General features: G+C 41.1%; 26 protein-coding genes. 18 read left to right on the top strand and 8 right to left on the bottom strand.

Annotated features, from left to right (window positions below; genetic code table 11):
* Positions 1-407: 407 nt before the first annotated feature.
* A complete protein-coding gene (locus Q4600_RS19780) occupies positions 408-2,237 on the bottom strand; it encodes an ABC transporter ATP-binding protein (RefSeq protein ID WP_229372119.1) in 1,830 nt (609 codons plus the stop codon).
* 184 nt (positions 2,238-2,421) lie between these two features.
* Here Q4600_RS19780 and Q4600_RS19775 point away from each other — a divergent pair, with 184 nt between their 5' ends.
* From Q4600_RS19775 to sstT, 7 genes are all read left to right on the top strand, one after another.
* Entirely contained in the window at positions 2,422-4,050 is a 1,629-nt protein-coding gene (locus Q4600_RS19775; RefSeq protein ID WP_303518117.1) for an Ada metal-binding domain-containing protein, read from the top strand.
* Complete coding sequence (locus tag Q4600_RS19770; RefSeq protein ID WP_303518119.1) at positions 4,040-4,552, top strand: methylated-DNA--[protein]-cysteine S-methyltransferase; 513 nt, start codon at positions 4,040-4,042, stop codon at positions 4,550-4,552. The genes Q4600_RS19775 and Q4600_RS19770 overlap by 11 nt, the downstream gene beginning before the upstream one ends.
* A gap of 253 nt (positions 4,553-4,805) precedes the next feature.
* Positions 4,806-6,149 (top strand): DEAD/DEAH box helicase, encoded by a 1,344-nt coding sequence (locus tag Q4600_RS19765; RefSeq protein WP_303518121.1) that lies wholly within the window; start codon positions 4,806-4,808, stop codon positions 6,147-6,149.
* Between the two features lie 97 nt (positions 6,150-6,246).
* The gene (locus tag Q4600_RS19760; protein WP_229372127.1) at positions 6,247-6,717 is read left to right on the top strand and encodes a dual specificity protein phosphatase family protein; all 471 of its coding nucleotides are present in this window, start codon (positions 6,247-6,249) and stop codon (positions 6,715-6,717) included.
* A 69-nt stretch (positions 6,718-6,786) separates the two neighbouring features.
* Entirely contained in the window at positions 6,787-8,304 is a 1,518-nt protein-coding gene (locus Q4600_RS19755) for a phosphatidylserine/phosphatidylglycerophosphate/cardiolipin synthase family protein (RefSeq protein WP_303518123.1), read from the top strand.
* A gap of 88 nt (positions 8,305-8,392) precedes the next feature.
* Positions 8,393-9,271 carry a chemotaxis protein CheV gene (locus Q4600_RS19750; RefSeq protein ID WP_102526708.1) on the top strand — a complete coding sequence of 293 codons (879 nt, stop codon included), beginning with the start codon at positions 8,393-8,395 and terminating at the stop codon, positions 9,269-9,271.
* A gap of 216 nt (positions 9,272-9,487) precedes the next feature.
* Positions 9,488-10,711 (top strand): serine/threonine transporter SstT, encoded by a 1,224-nt coding sequence (gene sstT, locus Q4600_RS19745; RefSeq protein ID WP_303518127.1) that lies wholly within the window; start codon positions 9,488-9,490, stop codon positions 10,709-10,711.
* A gap of 138 nt (positions 10,712-10,849) precedes the next feature.
* Here sstT and Q4600_RS19740 read toward each other — a convergent pair whose 3' ends face one another.
* Positions 10,850-11,509 carry an RluA family pseudouridine synthase gene (locus Q4600_RS19740; RefSeq protein WP_102526678.1) on the bottom strand — a complete coding sequence of 220 codons (660 nt, stop codon included), beginning with the start codon at positions 11,507-11,509 and terminating at the stop codon, positions 10,850-10,852.
* A 139-nt stretch (positions 11,510-11,648) separates the two neighbouring features.
* Complete coding sequence (locus Q4600_RS19735; RefSeq protein ID WP_102526679.1) at positions 11,649-12,245, bottom strand: ACP phosphodiesterase; 597 nt, start codon at positions 12,243-12,245, stop codon at positions 11,649-11,651.
* Positions 12,246-12,425: 180 nt separating this feature from the next.
* On the opposite strand from Q4600_RS19735, the gene Q4600_RS19730 reads away from it, so the two are divergent.
* From Q4600_RS19730 to secF, 6 genes are all read left to right on the top strand, one after another.
* The gene (locus tag Q4600_RS19730) at positions 12,426-12,623 is read left to right on the top strand and encodes a hypothetical protein (RefSeq protein WP_102526680.1); all 198 of its coding nucleotides are present in this window, start codon (positions 12,426-12,428) and stop codon (positions 12,621-12,623) included.
* A 194-nt stretch (positions 12,624-12,817) separates the two neighbouring features.
* Complete coding sequence (gene queA, locus Q4600_RS19725; protein ID WP_102526681.1) at positions 12,818-13,858, top strand: tRNA preQ1(34) S-adenosylmethionine ribosyltransferase-isomerase QueA; 1,041 nt, start codon at positions 12,818-12,820, stop codon at positions 13,856-13,858.
* 144 nt (positions 13,859-14,002) lie between these two features.
* Positions 14,003-15,136, top strand: coding sequence for a tRNA guanosine(34) transglycosylase Tgt (gene tgt, locus Q4600_RS19720; RefSeq protein ID WP_102526682.1), 1,134 nt, complete (start codon positions 14,003-14,005; stop codon positions 15,134-15,136).
* A gap of 31 nt (positions 15,137-15,167) precedes the next feature.
* Positions 15,168-15,500, top strand: coding sequence for a preprotein translocase subunit YajC (yajC, locus tag Q4600_RS19715; protein WP_102526683.1), 333 nt, complete (start codon positions 15,168-15,170; stop codon positions 15,498-15,500).
* Between the two features lie 17 nt (positions 15,501-15,517).
* On the top strand, positions 15,518-17,368 hold the full coding sequence (gene secD / locus Q4600_RS19710; RefSeq protein ID WP_303518135.1) for a protein translocase subunit SecD: 1,851 nt from the start codon (positions 15,518-15,520) through the stop codon (positions 17,366-17,368).
* 13 nt (positions 17,369-17,381) lie between these two features.
* Positions 17,382-18,329, top strand: coding sequence for a protein translocase subunit SecF (gene secF / locus Q4600_RS19705; RefSeq protein ID WP_102526685.1), 948 nt, complete (start codon positions 17,382-17,384; stop codon positions 18,327-18,329).
* Between the two features lie 90 nt (positions 18,330-18,419).
* On the opposite strand, the gene Q4600_RS19700 is transcribed toward secF, so the two are convergent.
* Together Q4600_RS19700 and Q4600_RS19695 are read right to left on the bottom strand one after the other, a co-directional pair.
* Positions 18,420-18,644, bottom strand: coding sequence for a hypothetical protein (locus Q4600_RS19700; protein ID WP_303518139.1), 225 nt, complete (start codon positions 18,642-18,644; stop codon positions 18,420-18,422).
* Entirely contained in the window at positions 18,641-19,039 is a 399-nt protein-coding gene (locus tag Q4600_RS19695; protein ID WP_102526687.1) for a DUF3224 domain-containing protein, read from the bottom strand. Before Q4600_RS19695 ends, Q4600_RS19700 begins: the two co-directional genes overlap by 4 nt.
* 130 nt (positions 19,040-19,169) lie before the next feature.
* Here Q4600_RS19695 and Q4600_RS19690 point away from each other — a divergent pair, with 130 nt between their 5' ends.
* The 5 genes from Q4600_RS19690 (at position 19,170) to Q4600_RS19670 (ending at position 22,794) form a co-directional block, all read left to right on the top strand.
* Positions 19,170-19,487 carry a DUF2007 domain-containing protein gene (locus Q4600_RS19690; RefSeq protein WP_102526688.1) on the top strand — a complete coding sequence of 106 codons (318 nt, stop codon included), beginning with the start codon at positions 19,170-19,172 and terminating at the stop codon, positions 19,485-19,487.
* Between the two features lie 164 nt (positions 19,488-19,651).
* Positions 19,652-20,605, top strand: coding sequence for a bifunctional precorrin-2 dehydrogenase/sirohydrochlorin ferrochelatase (locus tag Q4600_RS19685; RefSeq protein ID WP_303518145.1), 954 nt, complete (start codon positions 19,652-19,654; stop codon positions 20,603-20,605).
* Between the two features lie 144 nt (positions 20,606-20,749).
* Positions 20,750-21,286, top strand: a complete 537-nt coding sequence (locus Q4600_RS19680; protein ID WP_102526690.1) for a YaeQ family protein — start codon at positions 20,750-20,752, stop codon at positions 21,284-21,286.
* Positions 21,287-21,614: 328 nt separating this feature from the next.
* On the top strand, positions 21,615-22,190 hold the full coding sequence (locus Q4600_RS19675) for a CBS domain-containing protein (protein WP_102526691.1): 576 nt from the start codon (positions 21,615-21,617) through the stop codon (positions 22,188-22,190).
* 142 nt (positions 22,191-22,332) lie between these two features.
* Entirely contained in the window at positions 22,333-22,794 is a 462-nt protein-coding gene (locus Q4600_RS19670; protein WP_229372156.1) for a GNAT family N-acetyltransferase, read from the top strand.
* Between the two features lie 158 nt (positions 22,795-22,952).
* On the opposite strand, the gene Q4600_RS19665 is transcribed toward Q4600_RS19670, so the two are convergent.
* From Q4600_RS19665 to Q4600_RS19655, 3 genes are read right to left on the bottom strand one after another with little or no spacing between them, the layout of a single operon-like run.
* Positions 22,953-23,339 (bottom strand): rhodanese-like domain-containing protein, encoded by a 387-nt coding sequence (locus Q4600_RS19665; protein ID WP_368501623.1) that lies wholly within the window; start codon positions 23,337-23,339, stop codon positions 22,953-22,955.
* A gap of 11 nt (positions 23,340-23,350) precedes the next feature.
* Entirely contained in the window at positions 23,351-23,569 is a 219-nt protein-coding gene (locus Q4600_RS19660) for a DUF2892 domain-containing protein (protein WP_229372160.1), read from the bottom strand.
* 23 nt (positions 23,570-23,592) lie between these two features.
* Positions 23,593-26,973 (bottom strand): efflux RND transporter permease subunit, encoded by a 3,381-nt coding sequence (locus tag Q4600_RS19655; protein WP_303518153.1) that lies wholly within the window; start codon positions 26,971-26,973, stop codon positions 23,593-23,595.

Raw genomic sequence — 26,973 nt, 5'->3', positions numbered from 1 at the left:
GTCGATTAGCTCAGCTGGGAGAGCACCTCCCTTACAAGGAGGGGGTCACTGGTTCGAGCCCAGTATCGACCACCATTTCTTTTTTATTCCTGTTTTACCTATCTAAAAATTTTTCATTTCAAATATTAAATTCGTACTTTAAAGTCGTTGTGTTTTCTTTACTTACTTCATAAATCTAAGTCTATTTTTGTCTCTGTCTCTATTTCTATTTCTATTTCTATTTCTATTTCTAATTCCTTCTACATCTCTGACCTTTTTTGTGGAATGCTCAGTTTTCGCAGGTAACCCAATACATGTGTGATTGACTGGGTTCGTTTAATTAGAGCTTGATCAAACCACTAAAAAAGCCGCTCAACATGCATTGAACGGCTTAGTAGGGGAAAACGAATCGTTATTTTATTAAGCGATTAATCTATACCGAGGAAGCCACCTGTTTGGTGTGCCCATAACTGCGCATAAATACCCCCCGACTTTATCAATTCCTGGTGCGTACCTTGTTCAACTATCTTGCCCTTGTCCAAGACAATTAACCTGTCCATTGCTGCGATGGTTGATAAACGATGGGCAATGGCAATCACAGTTTTACCTTGCATTAATTCATATAAACTTTCCTGAATCGCTGCTTCTACTTCAGAATCGAGAGCTGATGTTGCCTCATCGAGTAACAAAATTGGCGCGTTTTTAAGCAGCACACGGGCAATCGCGATACGTTGGCGTTGACCACCTGATAATTTAACACCGCGCTCGCCGACCTGTGCATCAAGCCCAGTATTACCAAAGGGATCTGATAAGTCTTTAATGAACTCACTGGCTTGAGCCTGTTCAATTGCCGCCAGTAATTGCTCATCTGACGCTGTTGGATCGCCATAAAGGATGTTTTCACGAATGGAGCGATGCAGTAATGAGGTATCTTGAGTCACCATGCCAATCATTGAGCGCAAAGAGTCCTGAGTGACATCGGTGATCTTTTGGTCATCAATTGCAACGTGGCCTTTTTCTACATCATGAAATCGCATTAGCAAATTTACCAATGTAGATTTACCTGCGCCAGAGCGGCCGACTAAACCGACTTTCTCGCCCGCTTTGATGTTCAAGTTCAAGTCGTTAATGACACCAGATGCTTCACCATAATTAAAACTGACATCATTGAAATCAATTTTACCATTGTCTACAACGATATCTTTCGCATCTGTTTTATCTTCAATTTCAATCGGTTTTGATAAGGTGTTCATCCCATCTGTTACTGTACCTATGTTCTCGAACAGTGAGCTGATTTCCCACATGATCCATTGAGACATGCCATTAAGGCGCAATGCCAAGCTGACAGCGATAGCAATCGCACCCACAGTGATGGCGTTATCTGCCCATAACCAAATTGATACTGCCGCAATGGTAAATGCCAACAAATAGTTAATTGCTTGAACCAGCACGTTAATGATAGTTACTAGACGCATTTGACCATACACAGTCTGTAAAAAGCCCATCATGCTGTCTTGGGCGTAATCTGCTTCTTGTTTGGTGTGCGAGAATAACTTTACGGTTGAAATATTGGTGTAACTGTCAACAATTCGTCCTGTCATGGTCGAGCGTGCATCAGCTTGCTTAGTAGAAATCGCTTTTAATTTCGGCACGAGTTTCCACTGAATAGCAACATAAGCAAATAACCACACTAGCATCGGTAGCATTAAACGCACATCAGCACTGGCAATCATCACTAGCATTGAGGTGAAATAAATAATGATGTACATCAGTACATCAAGCAATTTCATCACGGTTTCTCTGACAGCTAGTGAGGTTTGCATGACTTTGGTGGCAATACGTCCGGCAAAGTCGTCCTGATAGAACGAAACGCTTTGTTTAAGCAAATAACGGTGTGCTTGCCAGCGTATCGCCATCGGGTAGTTACCCAAGAGTGTCTGATGAACAATAGAAGCATGCAGCCAGACCAATGCAGGGATCACCACTAAGACAATTACGGACATACCAATGAGGGTGTTCCCTTCATCCTGCCATAATGTCTCAGGGTTTTTAGTGACTAACCAGTCTACTAATTTGCCCATAAAACCAAATAATGACACCTCTAAAATGGCCAAAATAGCGGTTAATATCGACATAATGATTAGATGCTTTTCAAACCCGCGAGTGTAATGACGGCAGAAAGCATATACGCCTTTAGGGGCTTGCGACGGCTCTTCTTGAGGAAGGGGATTGGTTAACGATTCGAAAAATTTAAACATCAACAGCTCAAACAAATATTAGTTAACGATAGGATACCGTAACTTGTGAACGAAGTGTTGAATTGATTATGACAATTGATGTCAGCATTAAATCTACATTGAGTTCCGCTTTCCGCTAGTGAGTGGCGACAACTTTGGTTAAAGTAGATTCACATTTTAAGATTGTGAGTTAGTTTACGCCGCCATGAAAACTATTAATAAAACGGATACCCATCAATCAAACGAGATGCCAGTGGGTTTGTCTTCGCTTGCTTACAATCATTGCCATTTACCTGATGATACCTGCAGACAAGCAAGACTAAGTCGAGATGCACGTTTTGATGGCCGATTTTTCATTGGGGTTAAAACCACAGGTATCTTTTGTCGCTCAATTTGTCCAGCATCGCCGCCAAAAGAGCAAAATGTGATTTATTTTGATTCAGCGATCAAAGCTGCAGAAGCAGGGCTTAGACCTTGTTTACGCTGCAGGCCTGACAGTGCGCCGCAATCTAACGCTTGGAAAGGCACCAACACCAGTTTACTGCGGGCCATTAGCTTGATTGATGCAGGGTGTTTAAGTGGTGAGAATGCAGAATCTTTAACCCAATTGTCTGCACGTCTTGGCATAAGTTCTCGCTATTTGAGTCAATTATTTAACAAACAACTTGGAACATCGCCCAAAAAATATGCTCTATACCGCCAGTTAATGTTTGCTAAACAATTATTGCATCAAACACAGCTACCTATTACTGATGTGGCCATGGCGGCAGGTTTCAATAGTATTAGACGATTTAATGAAGTGTTTAAAGCGCAACTGCAACTGACGCCATCTCAATTAAGGCGTTCACCGTCTGCTAAAACGAATACTAATCCTATTGCCAGGAAAGGGATTAAAAACAAACCAGCTCTTGATACACATGCCAGTTTCTCCCATGGGATTAACTTATTGCTGGATTACCGTCCGCCATTTTTATGGTCTGATTTATGGGCATTTTACAAAGTTCGCGCGGTTGAAGGTATGGAGTGGCTTGATGAACAGTCGCTCATATATGGACGTAGTTTTTCACTGGATTTTGATGATATTTCAATTAGAGGCACATTTGAAATCTCAGAAGTTAACGCAAAAAACCAGTTGTTACTGAATGTGCAATTCGAACGTGAGCAAGATATTGGCTATTTATTTCAAGTTGTTCAATATGTAAGAAAAATATTAGATTTAGACGCTGATATGGATGTAATAGAAGCTTCTTTTTCTCCATTAGTGTCTATGGGGATGCATGTATCATCTGGCCTTAGGATCCCCGCGGCAGCATCAGTTTTTGAGGCGGGTTGCCGAGCTGTGTTAGGGCAGCAGGTGAGCGTCATTCAGGCGAGTAAATTGCTTAATGTGCTAGCAGTAAATTACGGCGATAAAGCAGTCATAGGCCAGCGAGAAGTGCTGTTTTTTCCTAAAGCTGAACAGGTTGCCACAGCAGGACTTGATGAGTTTAAAATGCCTGGCGCCAGAAAACGTGCATTAAACGGCTTAGGTCAATTCGTTGCTGATAACCCGTTAGCCTCACCCGAAGCCTGGATTGAGGTGAAAGGCATAGGCCCGTGGACGATTGCTTACGCCAGAATGCGCGGAGAAAGTGACCCTAATATCTTTTTAGGTGGCGATTTAGTGATTAAAAATAGACTTAAAGCACTCATAGCAAAGCAAGACATTACTTTAGGAACTACGACAGACTTCACATCTAAATATTATCAACAGCTTGTAGAGAAAATCAGTCAGCAAGTCAGCCCTTGGGGCAGTTATTTAACCTTTCAATTATGGAAAAATGATGAAAATTAATAATCAACCGCCAGTGTTTCAACAGGTTATTGCTAGTCCTGTGGGCTATCTGAAACTACAAGCATCAACGCATGGGCTGACTCACTTACAAGTGGTCGCTGAATCAACCACACTGGATGCGTTATCTCAGGCGGACTCAGGAGAGGTCAATCAAGCGAAAGCTTTTGTTATTCAAGCTATTGAAGAATTACGCGAGTATTTTTCTGGTGAAAGGCAAGATTTTGATGTCAAATTAGCAGCCAAAGGAACTGAGTTTCAGCAGCAAGTTTGGCAAGCATTAAAGGCGCTGCCCTTTGGCGATATTTGTAGTTATGCGGCCATTGCCGATACGATTAAGCGCCCCAAAGCGGTTAGGGCTGTTGGCGCCGCAAATGGCGCAAACCCAATTGCGATAATTGTGCCTTGTCATCGAGTGATTGGCAAAGATGGCAGCTTAACGGGTTATGCTTACGGACTTGAAATGAAGCAATTTTTATTGAACTTGGAAGGGGTCAACTTGTAAAAGATGGATTCACTAAGATTAAGCTAAGAGCGAATGAAGTCATTCATTAAATATTAGCGAGCTATTGATGAGGGGATTTCTTTAGTTTTAATCATTTCTAATCTAGCTTGAGTCCACTTTTTAGCTGCTATGTATCATTTAGCTTATTAAATGCGCATAGCATGCGCAATATCGCTAACTTAACCTGCTCAAATAAGCTAAAATACTCTCAAAGCTATATCCAATTTCTATTTTATTTGAGCATCCATAATTAATGACATCAGCTAACAACTCTCCTGTTACTTCGCAGACAAGTGCAACATCTTTTGCCGAACTTGGCCTTATTGCACCTATTAACAATCGTCTTGCGGAAATGGAATATAAAACGCCAACACCTATTCAGGAACAGGCTATTCCGAGTGTTATTGCAGGAAAAGATCTATTAGCTGGCGCCAATACGGGTTCAGGTAAAACTGCTACATTTGTTTTACCTATTCTGCAAAAGATCCATCAAGCCCAACAAGGTGCTAAAAAAGATAAAGGCAACTTTGTTTCGGCATTAGTGCTAGTGCCTACACGAGAGCTTGCAAAACAAGTTGCTGACAGTGTGAAGTCTTATGCTGTTCATTTTAATGGTGCAATTAAATCAACAGCCGTGTTTGGTGGTGTATCAGCCAATACGCAAATGTTAGCGCTACGTGGCGGCACAGATGTCTTAGTGGCAACTCCTGGGCGTTTACTTGATTTGATTTCGAGCAATGCGATTAAGTTAGATAAAGTTGAAACCTTAGTGCTTGATGAAGCTGACCGAATGCTGAGTCTTGGCTTTACTGAAGAGTTATCATCTTTGCTTGCCTTAATGCCACAGAAAAAACAAACCTTGTTGTTCTCTGCGACGTTCCCTGAAGAAGTTCGCACACTGACAGATAATCTGCTGCAAGACCCTGTTGAAATCCAACTGCAGAGTGCGGATGCCAGCACATTAGTACAACGGGTGTTCACGGTCAATCGTGAAAAGAAAACTGCGCTTCTTGCTGAACTAATTAAGCAAAATAAATGGCGCCAAGCGCTTATCTTTGTCAATGCGAAAAATAGCTGTAAGCATCTAGCCGATAAATTATCAAAGCGTGGCATTACTGCGGAAGTCTTTCATGGTGATAAAGGTCAAGGCGCGCGTAACCGCGTTTTAGAGGGCTTTAAAGCAGGCGATATTGAAGTGTTAATTGCTACCGATATTGCAGCCCGTGGTTTAGATATTGAGAAACTGCCAGTGGTGATTAATTTTGATTTACCACGAAGCCCAGCTGATTATATGCACCGTATTGGTCGCAGTGGCCGTGCTGGTGAAGTGGGCTTAGCGTTATCTTTGATTGCCCATGCTGATTACCATCATTTCAGTATTATCGAAAAAAAGAACAAAATTCGTTTAGAGCGTGAAACCTTTGTTGGCTTTGAACCTGATGAAGAAATGCCTGACGATGAATATGCTGTAGAAAAGCCAATGGCAAAACCAGCTGGTACGGGTAAGAAAAAGAAGAAAAAACAAGCACCTGTTAATGTTGATATTTGGGCTGGTATTGCTAAAGAAGATAGCGATAAAGATGACAGTGCTCAATAATACCATTTGAATAATGGAAGCTTATGAGGTTCAGGGATTGATTCTACGTTAAATGATAAATAAACCCGAATCATAAATTTAAGAGTAACCATTAAATATGAAGCAGTTATTTTGGTTAGTAGATGGCGTTATCGCCGGTCGAAGTGGTCCCAATAAACATGAATGGGATGTCGCAGAGTTAAAAACCGCTGGTATTGGTGCGATTGTATCGCTCAATAACGGTGAAGGTGTCGATGAGGATCAACTAGCAGCGTTAGGTATTCGCTACCTGTGTACGCCTTTTTCAAGAAATATTCCGCCACAGGAAGGTGACGTTGCTATTTGCACTGAACAAGCGCCAAAAGCGCTGGCATTTATTCGTCAATGTGAGGCTGATAATATTGCCGTGTTGATACATTGTCGCTCAGGCAAAGATAGAACGGGTATTATGATGGCGTATTATTTGATGGATAATGGCGCTGCCCCTGTTCACGCGGTAAGCCAAGTGCGCAGTATCCGCGATATCGCATTTAGTTCAGAAGGCTGGGATCAATTAGTTTTTGACGTGCTATATGCTTTGCAAGATTAGTTATCCTAGAATGAGTTGTCCTAGAATAGGATCAAAGGTTTAAATCCATAACGAGAAAGGAATCGGTGAATGCACAACAATAAATACATATTTATCTTATGTTTTGTGTTTGCCTTTTTTATTTCCGGTTGTGCATCTCAGGTGGAATTTGAACCTTTAGAGCCTCAATATAAACTTGCTCCCCCCAAAGATTCAGTGTTAGCGGAATATGTCGAATCGCATAAAAAACCAGAATTAACCGGTGTTAAAACCTTAGCTGATGGCCTTGATGCATTCATCGCTCGTTTAGCAATGATTGAAAGCGCAACAACAAGCATTGATTTGCAGTACTACATTTATCGCAATGATGATGTCGGTAAGATGCTCACGCTGTTTTTATATCAAGCAGCTGAGCGTGGTGTGAGAGTGCGTATTTTATTAGATGATATGACCACTGCTAGCTATGATGATGGATGGATGGTGATTGCTAATCATCCTAATATTTCTGTAAGGCTATTTAACCCTTCCTATGAAAGACATTATCGTGGCATTGCATTCATTACTAATTTCACTCGCATGAATCATCGCATGCACAATAAGTCATTAACCATAGATAACTTAGTGAGCATTGTGGGCGGCAGAAATATTGGCGCTGAATATTTTTCTGCAAACGAAGATGTCGAATTTGGTGACTTAGATGTACTGACTATCGGTGAGGCTGTTGATGACGTCTCAACCCAGTTTGATACCTATTGGAACTCTAAACAAGTTCAAAGCATTCAACAACTTGTTCCTGCCAACGATATAAATACCAACCTTGAACTATTGATCCAAGAAGCGGCAGATTATAAAGCGACATTAGCGAGTAGTGAATACTATAAACGCCTTGAGAACAGCAGTCTGCTAGAAAGGCTTAAAAACCAGTCTGTGCAGTGGTACTGGGGTAAAGCTGATGTTGTCTATGACCCACCTAATAAGCTCAAAGCGAGTAGCGACACTCCCATTTTACTTGATGATCTAAACTACTTTTTTAATCAAACTCAGCAAAGATTAGTGATTGTGTCACCGTATTTTGTTCCAGGAGATGCGGCAACCAATGCTTTTATTAAAGGAGTTAAACAAGGTAAAGACATTACCATTGTTACAAACAGCTTAGCGGCGACGGATGTACTTGCTGTTCATGCAGGTTATCAGCAGTACCGTCAAAAGTTGGTTGAAGGCGGGGTTAAAATTTACGAAGTAAAAGGCAGTCCAACTGAGAAAAAATCCAGCTGGAAGGGCAGTAGTCGTAGCAGCCTGCACGCTAAGACATTCGTCATTGATGAAGACATGGTCTTTGTCGGCTCTTTTAATTTCGACCCTCGTTCAGCATTGATTAATACCGAAATGGGCATTGCGATTGAAAGTCAACAATTAGCCAAAGACATGGTTGCAGGGTTAACTGAGTCAGCCGTTTCTAAAGCCTATGAACTCGCTATCGAAGATGGCGACTTGGTCTGGATAGACAATACAGATGGCAAGGTTATTTATGCAGAACCAGGCGCAGGTTTTTGGCGCAAATTCTTTGCGGATTTTCTTGCATTATTGCCAATAGAGTCACAACTTTAACCCCTAAAACTCAATTAGTTTCGCCTAAATTTGATATGTTATTATCGGTATGGTTAACTCAATTTAATGTATTTTAATGGGTGATTTTATGAAGAGCAAAGCGAGCCAATCTCAGGGGCTGTTACTGTTTCATCTCTCTCATATTCAGCAATTTGCCTTAGGTACGTTGAAGATCCGCGAAATTGTCCCATTTAGTAATTTATCCAAAATTCCACGTTCTCACCCATCAATTCTTGGCGCAGCGACTATTCGCGGTAATACTATTGCCGTGATTGATATGGCAGCAGCTATTGGCTTTAAAGCTATTTCGCCAGATGAGCAAAAAGATTGTTATGTGATTATCACTGATTGCCAGAGAATGGTGATTGGTTTTCTAGTCAGAGCCATTGATAAAATCATTGAGTGTAATTGGCGCGACATTGAAGCGCCAGCGTCCAACCTAGGTCATAATGTGTTTTTAACTGGGGTGACGCGCTTAGATAATAAATTAGTTCAACTACTTGATGTTGAACTTCTGATGGCTAAAATATTCCCACATGATCCAGCTGCAAACCGCGCAATACTGACAGATGTTCAGCGTGAACAATTAAAGCCGATGCGTATTTTATTGGTGGATGATTCCAAGGTTGCCAGAAAGCAATTATCCGATGCGCTCGACTCGATTAACATTCCATATGATGTGACTTCAGATGGTCATGATGCATTGCAAATAATGCGTGATGCAGCAGCCCAACAAAAACCTATTAATATTTTAGTCAGTGATATTGAAATGCCAGGACTTGATGGCTATGAGTTAGCATTTGAAGTAAAGAACAATCCTGAGCTAGCGAACGCGTACATCATTTTGCATACTTCGCTTTCCAGTGAGATAAGTGTCAGTCAAGCTAAGCAAGTCGGCGCCAATGAAGCGCTAACCAAATTTGATGCCCATGAATTAATCGATGCCATGCTACGTGGTGCTAAATAGTGGTTTTGCTAGGGTTTTAACCTACTGCATTATAATTGGTCACATGTTGGCTAAATGTAGTTTGTTTGGAACTAGTGAGTAATATTAGCGTATCATTTTGCCCTCAGACTAGACTTTAGCCATTTCATCCGATATATACCTATCAGAGCTTATTAAAAGCCGCACAAATATTAGAGCTTATTAAAAGCCATAAATATAATAATCATAGGTCAAGCAATGAATCAAAATCAATCACTGTTAGCGCGGGTTGCTAACGGTAGCTTAGTGCTACAAATTCTCGTCGGTATTGTTCTCGGTGTTATCCTCGCCACAGTTTCAACCTCAGCAGCTACTCAAGTGTCATTTTTAGGTAGTTTATTTGTTGAAGCGTTGAAAGCTGTTGCACCTATTTTAGTGTTTGTCTTAGTGGCATCATCAATTGCAAATCAAAAGAAAAACACCCAAACCAATATGCGACCTATTATCGGCTTGTATTTGGTTGGCACGTTAGCTGCTGCATTAACGGCTGTGGCATTTAGTTTTGCATTTCCAACAACGTTATTACTTGCAGGTGGTGTTGAAGGGTCTAACCCGCCACAAGGCATTGCAGAAGTATTGAATACATTGCTATTCAAAATTGTAGATAACCCAGTAAATGCCATATTAACAGGTAACTATATTGGTATTTTAGCGTGGGCTGTGGGTCTGGGGATCACATTACATCATGCGAGTGATTCAACGAAGAAAGTGGTGTCAGATTTAAGTGACGGCGTAACTAAAATCGTTCGTTTCGTAATTCGTTTCGCACCTATTGGTATCTTTGGTTTGGTTTCTGGCACAATTGCAGCCACAGGTTTTGAAGCATTAGCGGGATACGCTCAATTATTGGGTGTGTTAGTGGGTTCAATGCTGTTTATCGCATTAGTGGTTAACCCGATTATTGTGTACGTAAAAATCAGACGTAACCCTTATCCATTGGTACTGAAATGTTTACGTGAAAGTGGCGTGACTGCATTCTTTACGCGCTCAAGTGCAGCGAATATTCCAGTGAATATGGCATTGTGTGAAGAGTTAAAACTTCATAAAGATACTTACTCAGTATCCATTCCATTAGGTGCAACCATTAACATGGGCGGCGCGGCAATTACGATTACAGTGCTGACGCTTGCAGCTGCAAATACCTTAGGTATTCAAGTCGACTTCTTAACCGCTGTGTTATTAAGTGTGGTTGCAGCGGTATCAGCTTGTGGTGCGTCAGGTGTTGCTGGCGGTTCGCTATTATTAATTCCATTAGCTTGTGGCTTATTTGGCATTTCAAATGATGTGGCGATGCAAGTGGTTGCTGTTGGTTTCATTATTGGTGTGGTTCAGGACTCTGCTGAAACAGCATTAAACAGTTCTACCGATGTCGTATTCACTGCTGCAGCATGTGAAGCTGCGGAAGCGAAAGAAAACAGCTAATAAAGACTACTTTACAAGCTAAAAAAACCGCTCATATGAGCGGTTTTTTTATTTTAGTCATTGGGCAAATTACTAATCACTAAATCACTAAATCACTAAATCACTAAATCACTAAATCTTAGCTGCTAGCCCTTTACCTTAGTCACTAAAAGGGTGCTTGCTGAAAAAGGTTCGCTGCTTTTGCGTGTAAGGATGGGTAATTGTTAGCATTTGCGCGTGCAGGCTCAATCTATCTCTTAGCGAGACGGTATTCTCATCAGCATAAAATGCATCACCTAATATCACATGGTTGAGTGCTAGCATGTGAACGCGCAGTTGATGTGTTCTACCTGTTTCTGGCATCAGTTTAACCAGAGTATGCTCTGGGTGTCTTTCAATCACTTCATAATGCGTAACCGCTGTTTTTCCTTGTTCAGATACAATCTGAAAAGGCGGGTTAGTTTTGTCGGCTGCTAATGACAAATCTACAGTGCCTGAGTCACTCTCAAGTTGGCCCTTAACCTCTGCGATATAAACCTTTTTGGTTTTACGGTCTTGAAATTGGGTCTTTAAATGAGATTCGGCCTTCTTATTACGAGCAAATACCATTACACCTGAGGTATCACAGTCTAAACGATGCACTAAGATGGCTTCAGGAAATAGTTTTTGCACTCGTGTAATAGCACAGTCATGTGTCGCAGGTGCTTTACCCGGATTAGCGAGTAATCCAGCTGGCTTATTGATGACAATGATATCGCGGTCTTTATAACGGATATCTAGCCAAGGAATACTAGGTGGTTGGTAATCAAAAATTTGCATGAAGTCGCATCGGTTTACAAAATAGTGGGGTATTTTAGCAAAGTTTTCGCTGTGCAGTAATGATTAACGCACAGCGAATAACAATAATGGTCTAATCTAGCTTGCTCTGGTGGATTATACGCGTCGGTGCTTGACCTGACTATGGCAGGTATTGCTCAGGTGTTTTTCTACTATAAATTCGACTGTATGCCATTAATTGCGGATAAAAGGTTCTAAATGCAATTTCAATATCGACATATAATGTATCTACATCTTTGATGGCCGTGTTAAACAATTCAGGTTTTGAAATTCTCCGACTCACGCCTTCAATGGCTTTATTCAATCCTTGTTTAGTTTGATAGCTGGATAGCCAATCTTGTTCGATAATGCTGGGAATGATGAGTTGCAACTTTTCCGGTAAGTCAGAAGTGTCCTCAAGACTGCGATAAGCTTTTTGAGTAAAGTCAGCCAAAGGCTCCTGATGATATTCATCCCAATAAAAGGCCAAGTAATGGTCAAAGGCTAAATCCACCAATATTGGTGCGACTCGGCGAGATGATTTTGGGAATAATTTGATTAAGTCCACAATTAATTCATGGCTATCAGTTATTTGATCTATCTGCCTATGAAGCCAAATCCCTTGCTGTAAATGCTGTGGGAAGTGTTTTATATCGCCTTTTGCAAAGTCACCAGCGAGATTGGCTGCCAAATGAGTATTGCTGATATCGGCTAAATGTAGGTGAGCAAGAAAGTTCATATTTTGTACTTTTATTTTTTGAATTTTTCAGTATGATGCTTAACCACGTAGTGAAAAGTTAAACGCCTGCTGACATCTTTTAAGTCTAGTTTCAATCATATAGATTTCTACTCAAATGTCATTGGTATTATTTTTCAGGGATGTTACGTCTAATTATAAAAATCGGTTTAAGGATCATGGATGATGAAAAACTGGATAATGTCAGTACTGGGTCAACAACCTAATCGCAAGCGTACCAAAATTGAAGTTGACCTTCGATTCGAAAAGCAATCTTTTCTACCTGAAAATAACTCTTTAGCTGAAGAAACTGATGCAGCAAAATCTGCTGCAGAATTAGATAGCAATATCCATCAATTCAAATCGCCCAATATTAAGTAACCCTCCGAACGGTTAAAAGCTGAACTGAAATTTGGTTCAGCATTCAATGTAGATCGATTCTTTACTCAATCACATTCAGATATTTGTTTCCTGCTGCTGGCAAACCAAAGATTAAATCACCGTCTAAACTTGATATTCATGGGCGGTAGTCCTAGACTAGCGGCCGTTTTTATTGTCTTTAAAAGAGTATAGATATGCGCGTTGCTGATTTTTCTTTTGATTTACCAGATGAACTTATTGCCCGCTACCCAATGGCGGAGCGAAATGCATCAAGATTATTGACCCTTGACGGCAATAGCGGTGCATTAGCAGATCAGCAATTCACTGACGTGTTGTCGAAAGTAAACAGTGGCGATTTGATGGTGTTTAATAACACTCGTGTTATTCCCGCGCGTCTATTTGGCCAAAAAGCCTCAGGCGGTAAACTCGAAATTCTTGTTGAAAGAATGCTTGATGATAAGCGTATTCTTGCTCACGTTCGTTGTTCAAAATCGCCGAAAGTTGATTCAATTGTCATCCTAGATGGCGGTTATGAAATGAAGATGCTTAAGCGTCATGACGCGCTATTCGAATTAGAACTGGATTCTGATAAAACGATTCTTGAAGTGCTAGAAGAAGTGGGTCATATGCCACTTCCTCCATATATTGACCGTCCTGACGAAGATGCTGATAAAGAGCGTTATCAAACGGTTTACAATCAAACTCCTGGCGCAGTAGCTGCGCCAACTGCAGGCTTGCATTTTGATGATGCAATGCTGGCTGCATTAAAAGACAAAGGCGTGAATATTGCTTTTGTGACTTTGCATGTCGGGGCTGGGACTTTTCAACCTGTTCGTGTTGATACCATTGATGAGCATGTGATGCATTCTGAGTGGGCTGAAGTCTCTCAAGAAGTGGTTGATTTAATCGCGGCAACCAAACAAGCAGGTCATCGAGTCATTGCAGTGGGTACTACGTCGGTTCGTTCACTTGAAAGTGCGGCCAAAGCAAGTGGTGATAATCCATTAGCTGAGTTTAAAGGCGACACTGATATTTTTATTTTCCCAGGTTACGAGTTCAAAGTCATTGATGCCATGGTGACTAATTTCCATTTACCAGAATCAACTTTGATCATGCTAATTAGTGCATTTTCAGGTTTTGATAATGTAATGAATGCCTATCAACACGCGATCGAACAAAAATACCGCTTTTTTAGCTATGGCGATGCCATGTTTTTAACGAAAAAAGCCCCGTAACGATTGATTTTGATCTAAAATACCCGCCCACAGAGGTGGGTATTTTTTTGGGTTAATTTTAACTTATTACTTGAAGTTATCACTTATGCCCTCATGTCTTATGCAACAACAACGAGTCAGACTGTTTATCTGGCAAGGTGATTTATGAATTTTGAACTTGATACAACAGACGGACGCGCACGTCGCGGCCGCTTAGTTTTTGAACGTGGCACGGTTGAAACACCTGCTTTTATGCCAGTTGGCACTTACGGCACCGTTAAAGGTATGACACCAGAAGAAGTTCGTGCGACGGGTGCGGATATTTTACTGGGTAATACATTCCATTTATGGCTACGTCCTGGTGAAGAAATTATGCGCAAGCATGGTGACTTACACGACTTCATGAACTGGCAACGTCCTATTTTAACCGATTCAGGTGGATTCCAAGTATTTAGCTTGGGCGACATCCGTAAAATTACCGAAGAAGGTGTACATTTCCGTTCACCAATTAATGGTGAAAAGATTTTCTTAGACCCTGAAAAGTCTATGCAAATCCAAAACTCATTAGGCAGCGATGTCGTGATGATTTTTGACGAATGTACTCCGTATCCAGCAACGCATGACGAAGCACGTAAATCAATGCAGATGTCTCTGCGTTGGGCACAACGTTCACGTGACGAGTTTAACCGCTTAGAAAATCCAAATTCTTTATTTGGTATTGTTCAAGGTGGTGTATATGAAGATTTACGCGACGAAAGCGTTAAAGGCTTAACTGACATCGGTTTCGATGGTTACGCCGTGGGTGGTTTGGCAGTTGGTGAGCCAAAAGAAGACATGCACCGCATTTTAGAGCATGTTTGTCCTCAGCTACCAGAAGAAAAACCGCGTTACTTAATGGGCGTGGGTAAACCAGAAGATTTAGTGGAAGGCGTTCGCCGTGGTGTAGACATGTTTGACTGTGTTATGCCAACTCGTAATGCCCGTAACGGTCACTTATTTACTTCTGAAGGTGTCATCAAAATTCGTAATGCTCGTCATCGCGATGATACCGCTCCTTTAGATGAAAGCTGTGATTGTTATACCTGTAAGAATTATTCACGTGCTTATTTATATCACTTAGATCGCTGTAATGAGATCTTAGGTGCGCGTTTAAACACCATTCATAACCTACGTTACTATCAAATTTTGATGGAAGGTTTGCGTGGTGCTATTCAGACGGGTACATTAGACGCCTTCGTTACGGATTTTTATACTAAGTTGGGTCGTGAAGTCCCACCAGTACCAGAATTACAAGACTGATTTTTAATCTAGAAAACAAGAAGAGAGTAATATGTTAATTTCAAATGCATACGCAAACGCAGCTGGCGCACCACAAGGTGGCGGCACGATGGAACTGATTTTCATGCTAGTAGTTTTTGGCTTGATTTTCTACTTTATGATTTTCCGTCCTCAGTCAAAGCGCGTTAAAGAGCACAAAAGCCTAATGTCAGCATTAAGCAAAGGCGATGAAGTGCTAACAAGCGGCGGCATTTTAGGCAAGATTGCTAAAATCAGCGAAGACAGTGATTACCTTTTATTGAGCATCAATGAAACAAGTCAAATCACTATCAAGAAGGATTATGTTGCAGCGGTATTGCCTAAAGGTTCTATCCAGTCGTTGTAAGCCAAGAGGGCTCAGGTGTGTTAAATAAATACCCAATGTGGAAAAACATCATGGTGTTGCTTGTCCTCACCATTGGTGGTTTCTATGCAATTCCAAACCTTTATGGTGAGGATCATGCGGTACAAGTCGTAGCGACTCGTGGCGCAGAAGTAACAGCTTCAACACTATCGTCAGTAAATGGATTACTTGAGAGTAAAGGCATTGCGGTAAAGCGCGCTGAGCTCGAAGATGGACAATTAATTGTCCGTGTTCAAAATGCTGAACAGCAATTATTGGCAAGAGAAGCAATTGCAGAAAGTTTAGGTGACAAATATACCGTTGCATTAAACTTAGCGCCAGCTACCCCTGAATGGCTTGATGCCATGGGTGGGACGCCAATGAAATTGGGTCTTGATTTACGTGGCGGTGTTCATTTCTTAATGGAAGTGGATATGGGCGAAGCCATTCGTAAGATGGAAGAAGCCAAAATTGCTGATTTCAGAAGCCAATTACGTGAACAGAAAATCCGTTATGCCGGCGTTCGTAAAACGGCTAAAGGCTTAGAAATCAAGTTCCGTGATGCTGACAATCTTGCTAAAGCTGAACGTTATTTAAAATCGTTAAGCAATGAAATGGTATTCACCGACGGTAGCGTTGGCGAAAACTATGCTTTATACGCAAGCATGAGTGATGTTTATTTGAGTCAAATCAAAGAAGACGCACTTCAGCAAAACATCACTACTATTCGTAATCGTGTTAACGAGTTAGGTGTTGCTGAGCCAGTTGTACAACGTCAAGGTGCAGAACGTATTATTGTTCAGTTACCAGGTGTTCAAGATACTGCGCGCGCAAAAGAGATTTTGGGTGCAACCGCATCGATTGAATTTCGCATGGTAGATGATAAAGCTGACCAAGCCGCAGCTGCTGCTGGCCGCGTTCCTGCATCATCTGAAGTTTACCCACGTCGTTCTGGCGGTATTGCTGTATTGAAAAAAGAAGTGATGCTAACGGGTGATCATATCACTGGTGCTCAACCTTCATTTGACGAATACAGTCGTCCACAGGTGTCAATTAACCTTGATGCTAAAGGCGGTAATATCTTCTCAAACGTGACTAAAGACAACATTGGTAACCCAATGGCGACTTTATTTATTGAGTATAAAGATAGCGGACAACGTAACCCAGATGGCACAGTGAAAATGACTAAGATTGAAGAAGTCATTTCAGTTGCAACTATTCAGGCACGTCTTGGCCGTAACTTCGTGATTAATGGACTTGACCATGCTGAAGCACAAAGTTTAGCGTTACTGCTACGTGCAGGTGCTTTGATAGCGCCGGTAACGATTGTTGAAGAACGCACAATTGGTCCAAGTCTTGGTGCTGAAAATATCGAAAACGGTAAAATGGCGATGATATGGGGCATGATAGTTGTCTTAATCTTTATGCTTATTTATTACCGTACATTTGGCGTCATCGCAAACTTAGCGCTAACTGCTAACTTAGTGATGGTTGTGGGTGTAATGTCGATGATCCCAGGTGCAGTATTAACCCTGCCAGGTATCGCAGGTATGGTACTAACAGTCGGTATGGCTGTTGATGGCAACGTGCTTATTTTCGAACGTATTCGTGAAGAGTTGTTAGCAGGTCGTAGTGTTCAACAGGCAATTCATGAAGGGTATGCGAATGCATTCTCTACCATTGCCGATGCGAACATCACAACCTTTATGACTGCCTTGATTCTATTTGCTGTGGGTACTGGTGCTGTAAAAGGTTTCGCAGTCACACTAATGATAGGTATCGCAACGTCTATGTTTACATCTATTGTGGGAACACGTGTCATCGTGAATCTCATGTGGGGTGGTAAACGCGTTAAGAAACTGTCTATTTAAGGAGACGTCGACTATGTTACAAATATTTTCAGTTACCAAAGCGATCGACTTCCTTAAGCATGCGAAGGTTATCAGTCTTTTATCGGTTATTCTTGTTGTTGGTTCTCTACTCTCTTTAGGGGTTAAAGGCATCAACTGGGGACTTGATTTTACTGGCGGTACCGTCGTTGAACTTGAGTTTTCTCAGCAGGTTGATTTGATTCAACTGCGCAGCGGACTTGATGCTGATGAAGCAGAAGGTGCGGTGGTTCAAAACTTTGGCTCAAGCCGTGACGTATTAATTCGTCTTCCGGTACGAGAAGAAATCAAAAGTGATGACCAAGTTAGTGCCGTTATGGAAGCTGCTCGTTCAATTGATTCGAACGTGATTCAAAAGCGTGTTGAGTTTGTTGGACCTCAAGTCGGTAAAGAGTTAGCCGAGCAGGGCGGTTTAGCCGTTATTGTTGCGTTAATTTGTATTTTGATTTACGTATCATTCCGTTTTGAATGGCGCTTAGCAATGGGTTCAGTTGCGGCACTTGCTCATGACGTTATCGTTACTTTAGGTGTTTTCTCAATCTTACAACTTGAGTTTGATTTGACTGTATTAGCGGGCTTATTGACCGTTGTCGGGTATTCATTGAACGATACGATTGTTGTATATGACCGTGTTCGTGAAAACTTCCTCAAGATGCGTAAAGGCGGCCCTAATGAAGTCGTCAATAAGTCAATTACTCAAACTATGAGCCGTACCATTATTACAACAGGGACAACCCTTGTGGTAGTGATTGCACTGTTCCTTAAAGGTGGCACGATGATCCACGGATTCGCAACAGCATTGCTGTGCGGTATCTTTGTGGGTACCTATTCATCTATTTACGTTGCAAGTTTCTTAGCGATTAAGCTTGGGATCTGTCGTGAACATATGATGCCTGTTGAGATTGAAAAAGAAGGCGCTGATCAAGACGCTGTTATGCCTTAATGATTAACTTATTAAGGAAATAGCTAATAATTAGCGAACCCAAAAGCCACTCAATATTGAGTGGCTTTTTTGTGAATGTCATTTAGCGAATTAAGCGTTTTGTTGGGATAACAAATGTTGGAAGACGAGAGGAGAAATTGCAGCAATAAACTGGCCATTAGCAGGGTGTAATACATCGAGCTCAACCCAACCATCCGTTGAAAGTTGCTCTAAAACGTTAACCTGGGTACTGTCCACCGCTTGAGCCTCCCACAGCCCTTTTGCTTTGATAATGCCAAAATTGGTATGTAACCGAGTAATCGTAAATGGGATCATAATTGAGTCACTTCGATTTGATAATGGGCTTGGCCTTTTTCACCAGAAGTAAAAGTACCGTGTCCTTGAATATTAACTAACTCACCTTGGCCAGAATTAGGCACAATCATAAAACGGCTGCTGGCAATGCCATTTTCAAACTTGCCATCATGCTGTAATACGAAACTGCCAGATTTACCACTAACACTCACTTCAACGTTCTCATAACCGCAAAATACTGCCATGCCGTCGGCGGTATAGCACATAATGTATTTAGGCTGGCTGACCCCTTCAAGATCACCAGAATACATTTGGGTAATACTTGCTGACGTTTGTTTCGCGCCATCAGGGTGCTGGATATCGGTGGTTTCATCCCAGCTGGTAATTTGAAAGATGCCTGATATTTGAAGATTCATATTGTTCTCCTTTTAGAACTAACATGAGCATATATTGAGTATAAAGTTTAATCAATGCTCGACAGCAAGAACCATTTGCAAGTAGGATAATTAAAAATTTGCCAGCAGAGCAATAGCAGTAAGGATAATAATGGAAGATAGAAAAGTACTATTAACTGGTGGAAACTTGCTCCAGGCACACACTTGGAAAGGACTACTGGAAACAAATGGCATCATGGTCGAGCTCACAGGCGAAGCATTAGTAGGGGGAGTCGGCGAACTTCCTACTGAAATGCAAACTGTCGATCTATGGGTTAACCAAAATCAATTAGAGCAAGCTCGCTCAATTCTTGAATCACATGATATGGATCGTCCTCAATGGCAATGTTTACATTGTCATGAAATGAATGACGGCAGTTTTGAATTGTGTTGGCAATGCAGTTCGCCCCAAAGTACACCTCATAACTAATATACATAATGAATACCAATAGCGAATAGCCATAACCAATGATCCAAAACAAAGATAATGAGTTAAATCATATTAATTGATTATCTTTGATAGCCAAATTGACTAGGACAATCACTGATTAAATTGGTTATAGTCAGGTCATTGTGATATTTCGAGACGAATCAATGCAATACTTTCCATTGTTTGTGGATACTAAAAATTTAAGTGTATTAATTGTTGGTGCTGGTGAAGTAGCAACCAGAAAGTTAGATTTATTATCTCGTACAGAAGCCGAAATCGACGTTATTGCGCCAGATATTGCTGCCGAAATCCGTGTTTATGAACAAAAGGGTCGTATCAAGCTTTATCAACGTGCAGTTCACGCTGATGACATTGCTGATTATGATGTTATTTACATGGCGACGGCTAATGAACAGCTGAATATGGATTATGCGGTTTTGGCCACTCAAAAAGGAATTTGGGTAAATGTTGTCGATAATCCAAGTTTCTGCCGCTTTATTACCCCGTCAATTGTCGACAGAGGAAGATTAGTCGTCGCGATTAGTACTGCTGGTGCTGCGCCTGTATTCGCTCGTACCATTCGCTCACGCCTTGAAACGTTATTACCTCAATCATTGAGTCCATTATTTGATTTCGTCGCTTCTAAGCGCATTGAAGTGCAGCATAAAATTACTTCAGGTAAAGACAGACGATTATTTTGGGAACGTTTTTTTAATCTCAATAATGATCGTTTTGATAGTGGCACGCAAAGCCATTACCAAGATGCATTTGAAAGTTATGGCGCCGAAGGTGAAATTTTATTATTTAATGAAAATGATAATGCAGGATTGCTTCCTATTGCCGCCATGCCATTACTACAAAAAATAGATACGTTTTATTCTGATATGACTCAAGATGGTGTTAATCATGAGGCAATTAGTGCTAACCACCATAGCTTAACCGATATTAATGAGTTAGTAAGACGTGATGCCAGTCGTGAAAGCATTCCTACATTGAGCGAAATCGCTGAGAAATATCAACATGGCGATAGGATGCTACTGGTGGTCAATCAAGAAAAACTGAATAAGCTTAAAGCGCATTTTCCTATGGCCAAACATCTACAACCTGGCGCTTTATAATATCAACGTGATTGAGTTCATTTTTATAAAATTGATGCCGAGAGTGGTAAAATAAGGTCTGTTTGATAACCGCGTATCATAAACCGAGTTTCATACTGAAGTTAAACAGTATAAACTCGGTTTTTTTATTTGACTGGAACCCTCATGGCGCCTAAAGCTACCGTCTTTAAAGCTGCACTTCAAATTGCTGATATGGACAGAAATTACTATGCTGACCATCAATTAACGATTGCTCAGCATCCTTCAGAAACTGATAGCCGTATGATGGTAAGAATTCTTGCGTTTATTATGAATGCCTCAGACGCTTTGCAGTTTAGCAAAGGCCTTTGTGTTGATGATGAGCCAGAGCTATGGGAAAAGAGCCTTTCAGATGAAATCATGCTTTGGATTGAATTTGGTCAAGCTGATGAAAAATGGCTACGCAAAGCGTGCGGCCGTTCAAAGCAAGTGCAATTAATCACATATGCGGGTCGCAGTGTACCTATCTGGTGGCAGCAAAATGAACAGGCGCTTCAACGCTATAAGAACCTGTCAGTATTTAATATTGATGAAGACAGTGTTAAAGCTATGGAAGTGTTTGTCGCGCGCAGCATGAAGATTCAAGTGAGCATTAGTGATGGCGAGATTTGGCTGTCTGATGACACTAACAGTTTGATGATCCAACCTGAGCAGTTAAAGTAACAGCAAACTAAATATGGACTATAATTTGTAGGTTACCAAGTCTTAGTAACCTTGCCTTAGTTATAACGACGTGCGCCATTTTTAAAATGGCTAATATAATAACTTTTATGGCTGTGACCGTTTTAAACAGCGGTTTCAGAAGGTTATATATTTAGTTTTCAATATATTTACTGACTCTGTTTTTACAAAATATGTTTTTTACAAAATATGTTTTTTACAAAATATGTTTTTTACAAGATATGTTTTAACGGGTAAATGTTGAAGCAACCAGAATAGACTCGATAACAAATTGGGATTTGTACTAGAACAGTCTATGAAGGATGTGACAATGAAGACGCTATCGTTAAAAACTATTGAAAAAATAGATCTACTCGCTCGGCCAGAAGTGGCTGAGCATATCAATATATTCTCTGCCGCCTCTGCAGTTTTCACCGATTTTAAAACCCTCAAACCTTTAGTCATTAAAATGAACACCGCAGCTGTCGATGTTGAACATTTGATGAAACAATCCCATGTTAGGCTCAAAATAGTGATTGATGAAAAAGGCCACTTTATGGGCTTAGTCAGTTTGCAAATGCTTCATAGCCAAGAAATGCAAAAACATGTCGCACAAGGCTTCCCAAGGGAGCAGTTATTATTGTCCGACTTCATGCTGCCAAAAGATGCCTTAAAAGCCATTGATTACCAAGAACTTTCAAAAGCGCGCATTTGTGATGTGATTGATACGCTTAAACATTCTCAGCATCAGCATTGTTTGGTTGTCGATGAGCAACGAGATGTGATTCGGGGACTTATTTCAGCAAATGATATCGTGCGAAAATTAAAACTCCCGATCGATGTGAGCCTTAATCCTAGCTTTATGGAAATAGCCGATAGCATCGAGAAAGTAAAAGTCGCTAGCTGAATGTGGTGAATTGCATACAGTTATTGAAGTTACTTAGGTCATTGAAGTTTTGTTCTGAAATGATTAAATCAAATCATCTTTGGTGTTGTTTTTCAAAAGTATAATCATTAATGTCTAATAAACCTTTTTAGATGGAGTGATTATGCATATTCGAAAGGCAACCATTGACGATGCTCCAGACGCATTTGAAATTCGTAATCTGGCGATTTTATCACAATGCAAAGGCCACTATAGCGATGATATATTGACTAAGTGGACAGATGGAGAGTTACCGACAGAGTTTGCTCATGCATTCGCAAAATATGGTTTTGTTTCTGAAATCGAAAACAAAGTGGTTGGTGTTGGTATGCTTGATGTTGATAACGGTATGGTCGATGCCATATTTGTTCGCCCAGAGTCTTTCGGTAAAGGCTTAGGTAAGCGAATGCTTATGCATCTAGAAGCTCAAGCAAGGCGAGTAAACTGTAAAGAATTGAGGTTGGATGCCACGTTAAATGCAGCCGCATTCTACAGAAGTTGTGGTTTTGAAGGACATAATCAGTCTGTTTGGCATTCTCCTAGAGGGATCGATCTTGCCTGTATTCCGATGGTTAAAGTCCTTTAACGTCAGTGCTATCATTTATGTTCGGTTATACAAATAAATTGGGTTCACGAGTATTGAGTGATAAAGAGTTAGACATTAAAAAAGCCTCATCAATGAGGCTTTTTTGTGTCACAAATAGATACCAATATTGAGGTCGTTGTGGGGATCAGTTAACGAGGTTAATTAGTTTCATGTGCGCGCAATATTTCAAATCCACCGCCATTATAGCTTTGAGTAAAACCTGCTTTGACCAGTTCTGCAGTAGCAATGCCACTGCGTCTTCCACTACGACAATAGAGTACGATTGACGTATCTTTTGACAGCTTTTGCTCGGTTAATTTGTTTAGCACCACTTCAAAAGGGATATTGATAGCCCCTTCTAAATGTCCTGCTGCAAACTCTTGTTCAGTGCGGACATCAAGCAGTATCGCTCCAGCATTAATTTTATCCCAAGCCACACTTGGAACCTTATCTTCAGCACTTGAAATAGCTGAAAACATCAATGCTAAGCTGCCAATAACCAGTAATGCTGTTTGATGAAAAAAGCGAGAGTGTCGTTGTTGCACAGGCGTTCCTTTTATTCTTTTTGTAGAATTGCTAATTCAGTGGCCGTTTTGACACCTAGCTTTTTAAACAGCATTGCAGCTGGGCAAAAGCCAGTGAAGGCACTTTGTAATAGATTAGCGCCAACAAACACGGTTAGCCAGATAAAGTTATGATCTAGCCAAGCTGTTAATGCCAATGACAACAACACCATAAAACCGGCAAATGCCATAATAACTCTTTCTAAAGACATGTGAATCTCCTTAAATACCTTGTTTATTCTTGTATAAATTGTTTATTTTTCATTACGCTGTAATACAGAATTGGAATAACCACCAGAGTTAAAATACTGGATATAAAAATCCCGAAAATCAGACTGATAGCTAGACCATTAAAGATAGGGTCATCAATGATAAATAGGGCACCGATCATGGCTGCAAATGCAGTCAACATAATGGGTTTTGCCCGCACAGCGCCTGACTGAATAACTGCTTGTTCCAGCGGCACACCTTTGGCTGTTTCTAAATTGATGAAATCAACGAGTAAAATCGAATTCCGTACGATGATCCCGGCAAGGGCAATCATGCCAATCATTGACGGGGCGGTGAAATGAGCGCCCAATAAAGCATGGCCCGGCATCACGCCAATAATAGTCAGCGGAATAGGCGCCATAATCACTAAAGGAACGATATAGGACTTAAAGTGGCCCACAACCAACAAGTAAATCGCTATCATCCCAATGGCATAGGCAATTCCCATATCTCTGAAGGTTTCATAGGTAATTTTCCATTCACCATCCCATAAAATAGCCACTTCATCTAAGCCATCGGGTTGATTAATCAAATGCTGTTTAATTGGGTAAGGGTTAACGCCGGAGTCATTATCATCTTCTATGCCTGCAAACATGCTGAACATGCCGTAAAGTGGGCTATCTGTTGGCCCTGCCATATCAGCAACCACCATAATCATCGGCACCATGTTTTTGTGGATGATTGGGGTATTGATGTTGCCGTACTCAATTGATACAAGGTCGCTTAAGCTAATGCTTGTGCCCTCGGCATTGGTCAATCTTAATGACAATATCTGTTGTAAATTAAGCTTAGATTCTTCGCTTGCCTGTAATCTAATTGGGATCGGTAATTGATAATCTTTATTATGCAAATAACTCACATCTGCACCTTCTACCGCAGTGGCGATGGTATTGACAATTTGAGTGTATTGAAGACCCAATAATTGCGCCTTGCTTCTATCAATATTTAAGCGCCAGTGCGCCGCATCACTGGGCAGATAAATATCCACATCGACCACATGTTCAGTTTGCTTAAAGCGTTGCTCTAATGCTTTGGCGGTTTGCTCACGCAATTCAGTCGTGGGGGCATAAACCTCTGCCAAAATCGGTGACCACACAGGTGGTCCAGGTGGCACTTCAACAATTTTAATATTGGCTTGATAGGGTTTAGCTATCTCATGCAGTTTATTGCGAACTGAGGTTGCGATTTCGTGGCTATCTCTACTTCTATCTGATTTGTCGACAAGGTTTACTTGGATATCACCCAACTCTTGGCTTTGTCGCATAAAATAATGTCTGACAAGGCCATTGAAGTTTATTGGTGCGTGAGTACCAGCATAAAGTTGTAGATGTTCAACTTCATCTACGCTGAGCAAGTAGTCACTTAAGTCTTTAAGGACTCGCTGAGTTTGCTCCACTGGGGTACCTTCGGGCATATCCACCAACACTTGAAACTCAGACTTATTATCAAATGGCAGCATTTTTAAAATCACAGCCTGGCCAACTGGCAATGCTACAGCGATAGCAATTAATAATAAAATGGCACCTGTTAAGCCAAAGCGGGCTAAACGCGCTTTGCTACCTATGAGAAACGGTGTCATTAATCGTGTGAATAAAGCCTGTAGTTTATCGTCTGTATTATGTGACTGTGGCTTTAATTGTGTCTGACGATCCGCTTGTTTTGTATCAGGTGTAGCCGAACTTGATGCGGTAACACCTGAATTGTCTTGTTGACCTGAATTTAATTGTGTCTGACGAACCGCTTGTTTTGTATCAGATGTAGCCGAACTTGATACGGTAACATCTGAATTGTCTTGTTGACCTGAATGACTGTGTCTGAGCAGTTTTAAACTCAACCAAGGTGTGACGACAAATGCGACGACTAATGAGATCAACATACCCATACTGGAATTTATCGGAATAGGGCTCATATAAGGCCCCATAAGACCAGAAACGAACGCCATAGGCATAAGTGCAGCAATAACAGTAAAGGTGGCTAGAATCGTCGGCCCGCCGACTTCATCAACTGCAAGAGGTATCAGTGTTTTAAAGTCTTTAGTCCCCATTGCCATGTGTCGGTGAATATTTTCGACTACCACAATGGCATCGTCGACCAAAATCCCGATGGAAAATATTAACGCAAATAAGGATATTCGATTAAGGGTAAAACCCCATGCCCACGATGCAAATAATGTCATGGCTAAGGTGACGATAATTGCGATACCGACCACTAGGGCTTCACGCTTGCCCATGGTGATTAATACCAATAGCACAACAGCCATCGTGGCAAACATGAGTTTCAGGATGAGCGTATTGGCTTTATTACCAGCTGTTTCACCATAGTTTCTTGAAACCGTTACTTCAACATTGTCTGGAATTAATAGATTATCGACCTTGGCTAGGCGCGTCATGATTTGCTCAGTGATCTCCACCGCGTTTTCGCCGCCTTGTTTACCAATGGCAATCGTGACAGCTGGGTAGGTGCCTGATGAATCAACATGCCAAACGTTATCGGTTGCGGTATCAGCTTGTAAGCTGATGTCAGCAATATCTGATAAATACACAGGGTTTGCTTGGTTATTGACTTGGCTAACTTTAACAATCAATTGGCTCACATCTTCAATGCTCTGAAGGAACTGACCAGTTTGAACCTTAATGAGTTGATTCTGCTGGATTAAGTCACCAGGCATGGATATTTGATTATTATCAGTGAGGACATGTGTTAACTCTGAAAAACTCACGCCATAGTGATTCATTTGAAGTGGATCAAGTCGAACATTTACCGCCAGCTCTTGGCGTCCCATCGAGTAAATTTCTCGAGTACCTTTAACCCGCTTAAATTCATTTTCAAGTTCAGTGGCGACAATGGTTAAATCTTCAGCATTCACATTAGGATCTTTCGACCAAAGGGTTAAACCTACAATTGGTACATCATCGATACCGCGAGGTTTGATTAAAGGTGTGCCAATGCCTGCAGCTTGATTAAACTTATCTTGGTTTGATTGCAGTTGGTTGTATAAATTAACAATGGCGTGATCGCGAGCAACGCCCACATCAAATACTGCGATGATGAGCGCACCGTCATTCATCGAAAAGGAATATAAGGTGTCTATTCCTTTAAGTTCAGAAATAATCTTTTCAGCGGGTAATGTGACCTGTCTAGACACTTCTTCAGGTGTGGCGCCAACATAAGGAATATAAACATCAGCAAAAGTGACGTCTATTTGTGGTTCTTCTTCTTTAGGCGTGACTATGATGGCAAATAAGCCTAATAAAAGCGCTAAAAGAGCCAACAATGGCGTGATAGCACTTGATTGAAAGGCTTTTGCAATTTTACCTGAAATGCCAAGAGTAGTAGGTTCAGTCAT

Source organism: Shewanella sp. 2_MG-2023 (genome assembly GCF_030548905.1).
Taxonomy (GTDB): Bacteria; Pseudomonadota; Gammaproteobacteria; order Enterobacterales; family Shewanellaceae; genus Shewanella; species Shewanella electrodiphila.
The sequence above is the reverse complement of the archived record's forward strand: the minus strand, read 5'-3'. Positions and strand labels throughout refer to the sequence as shown.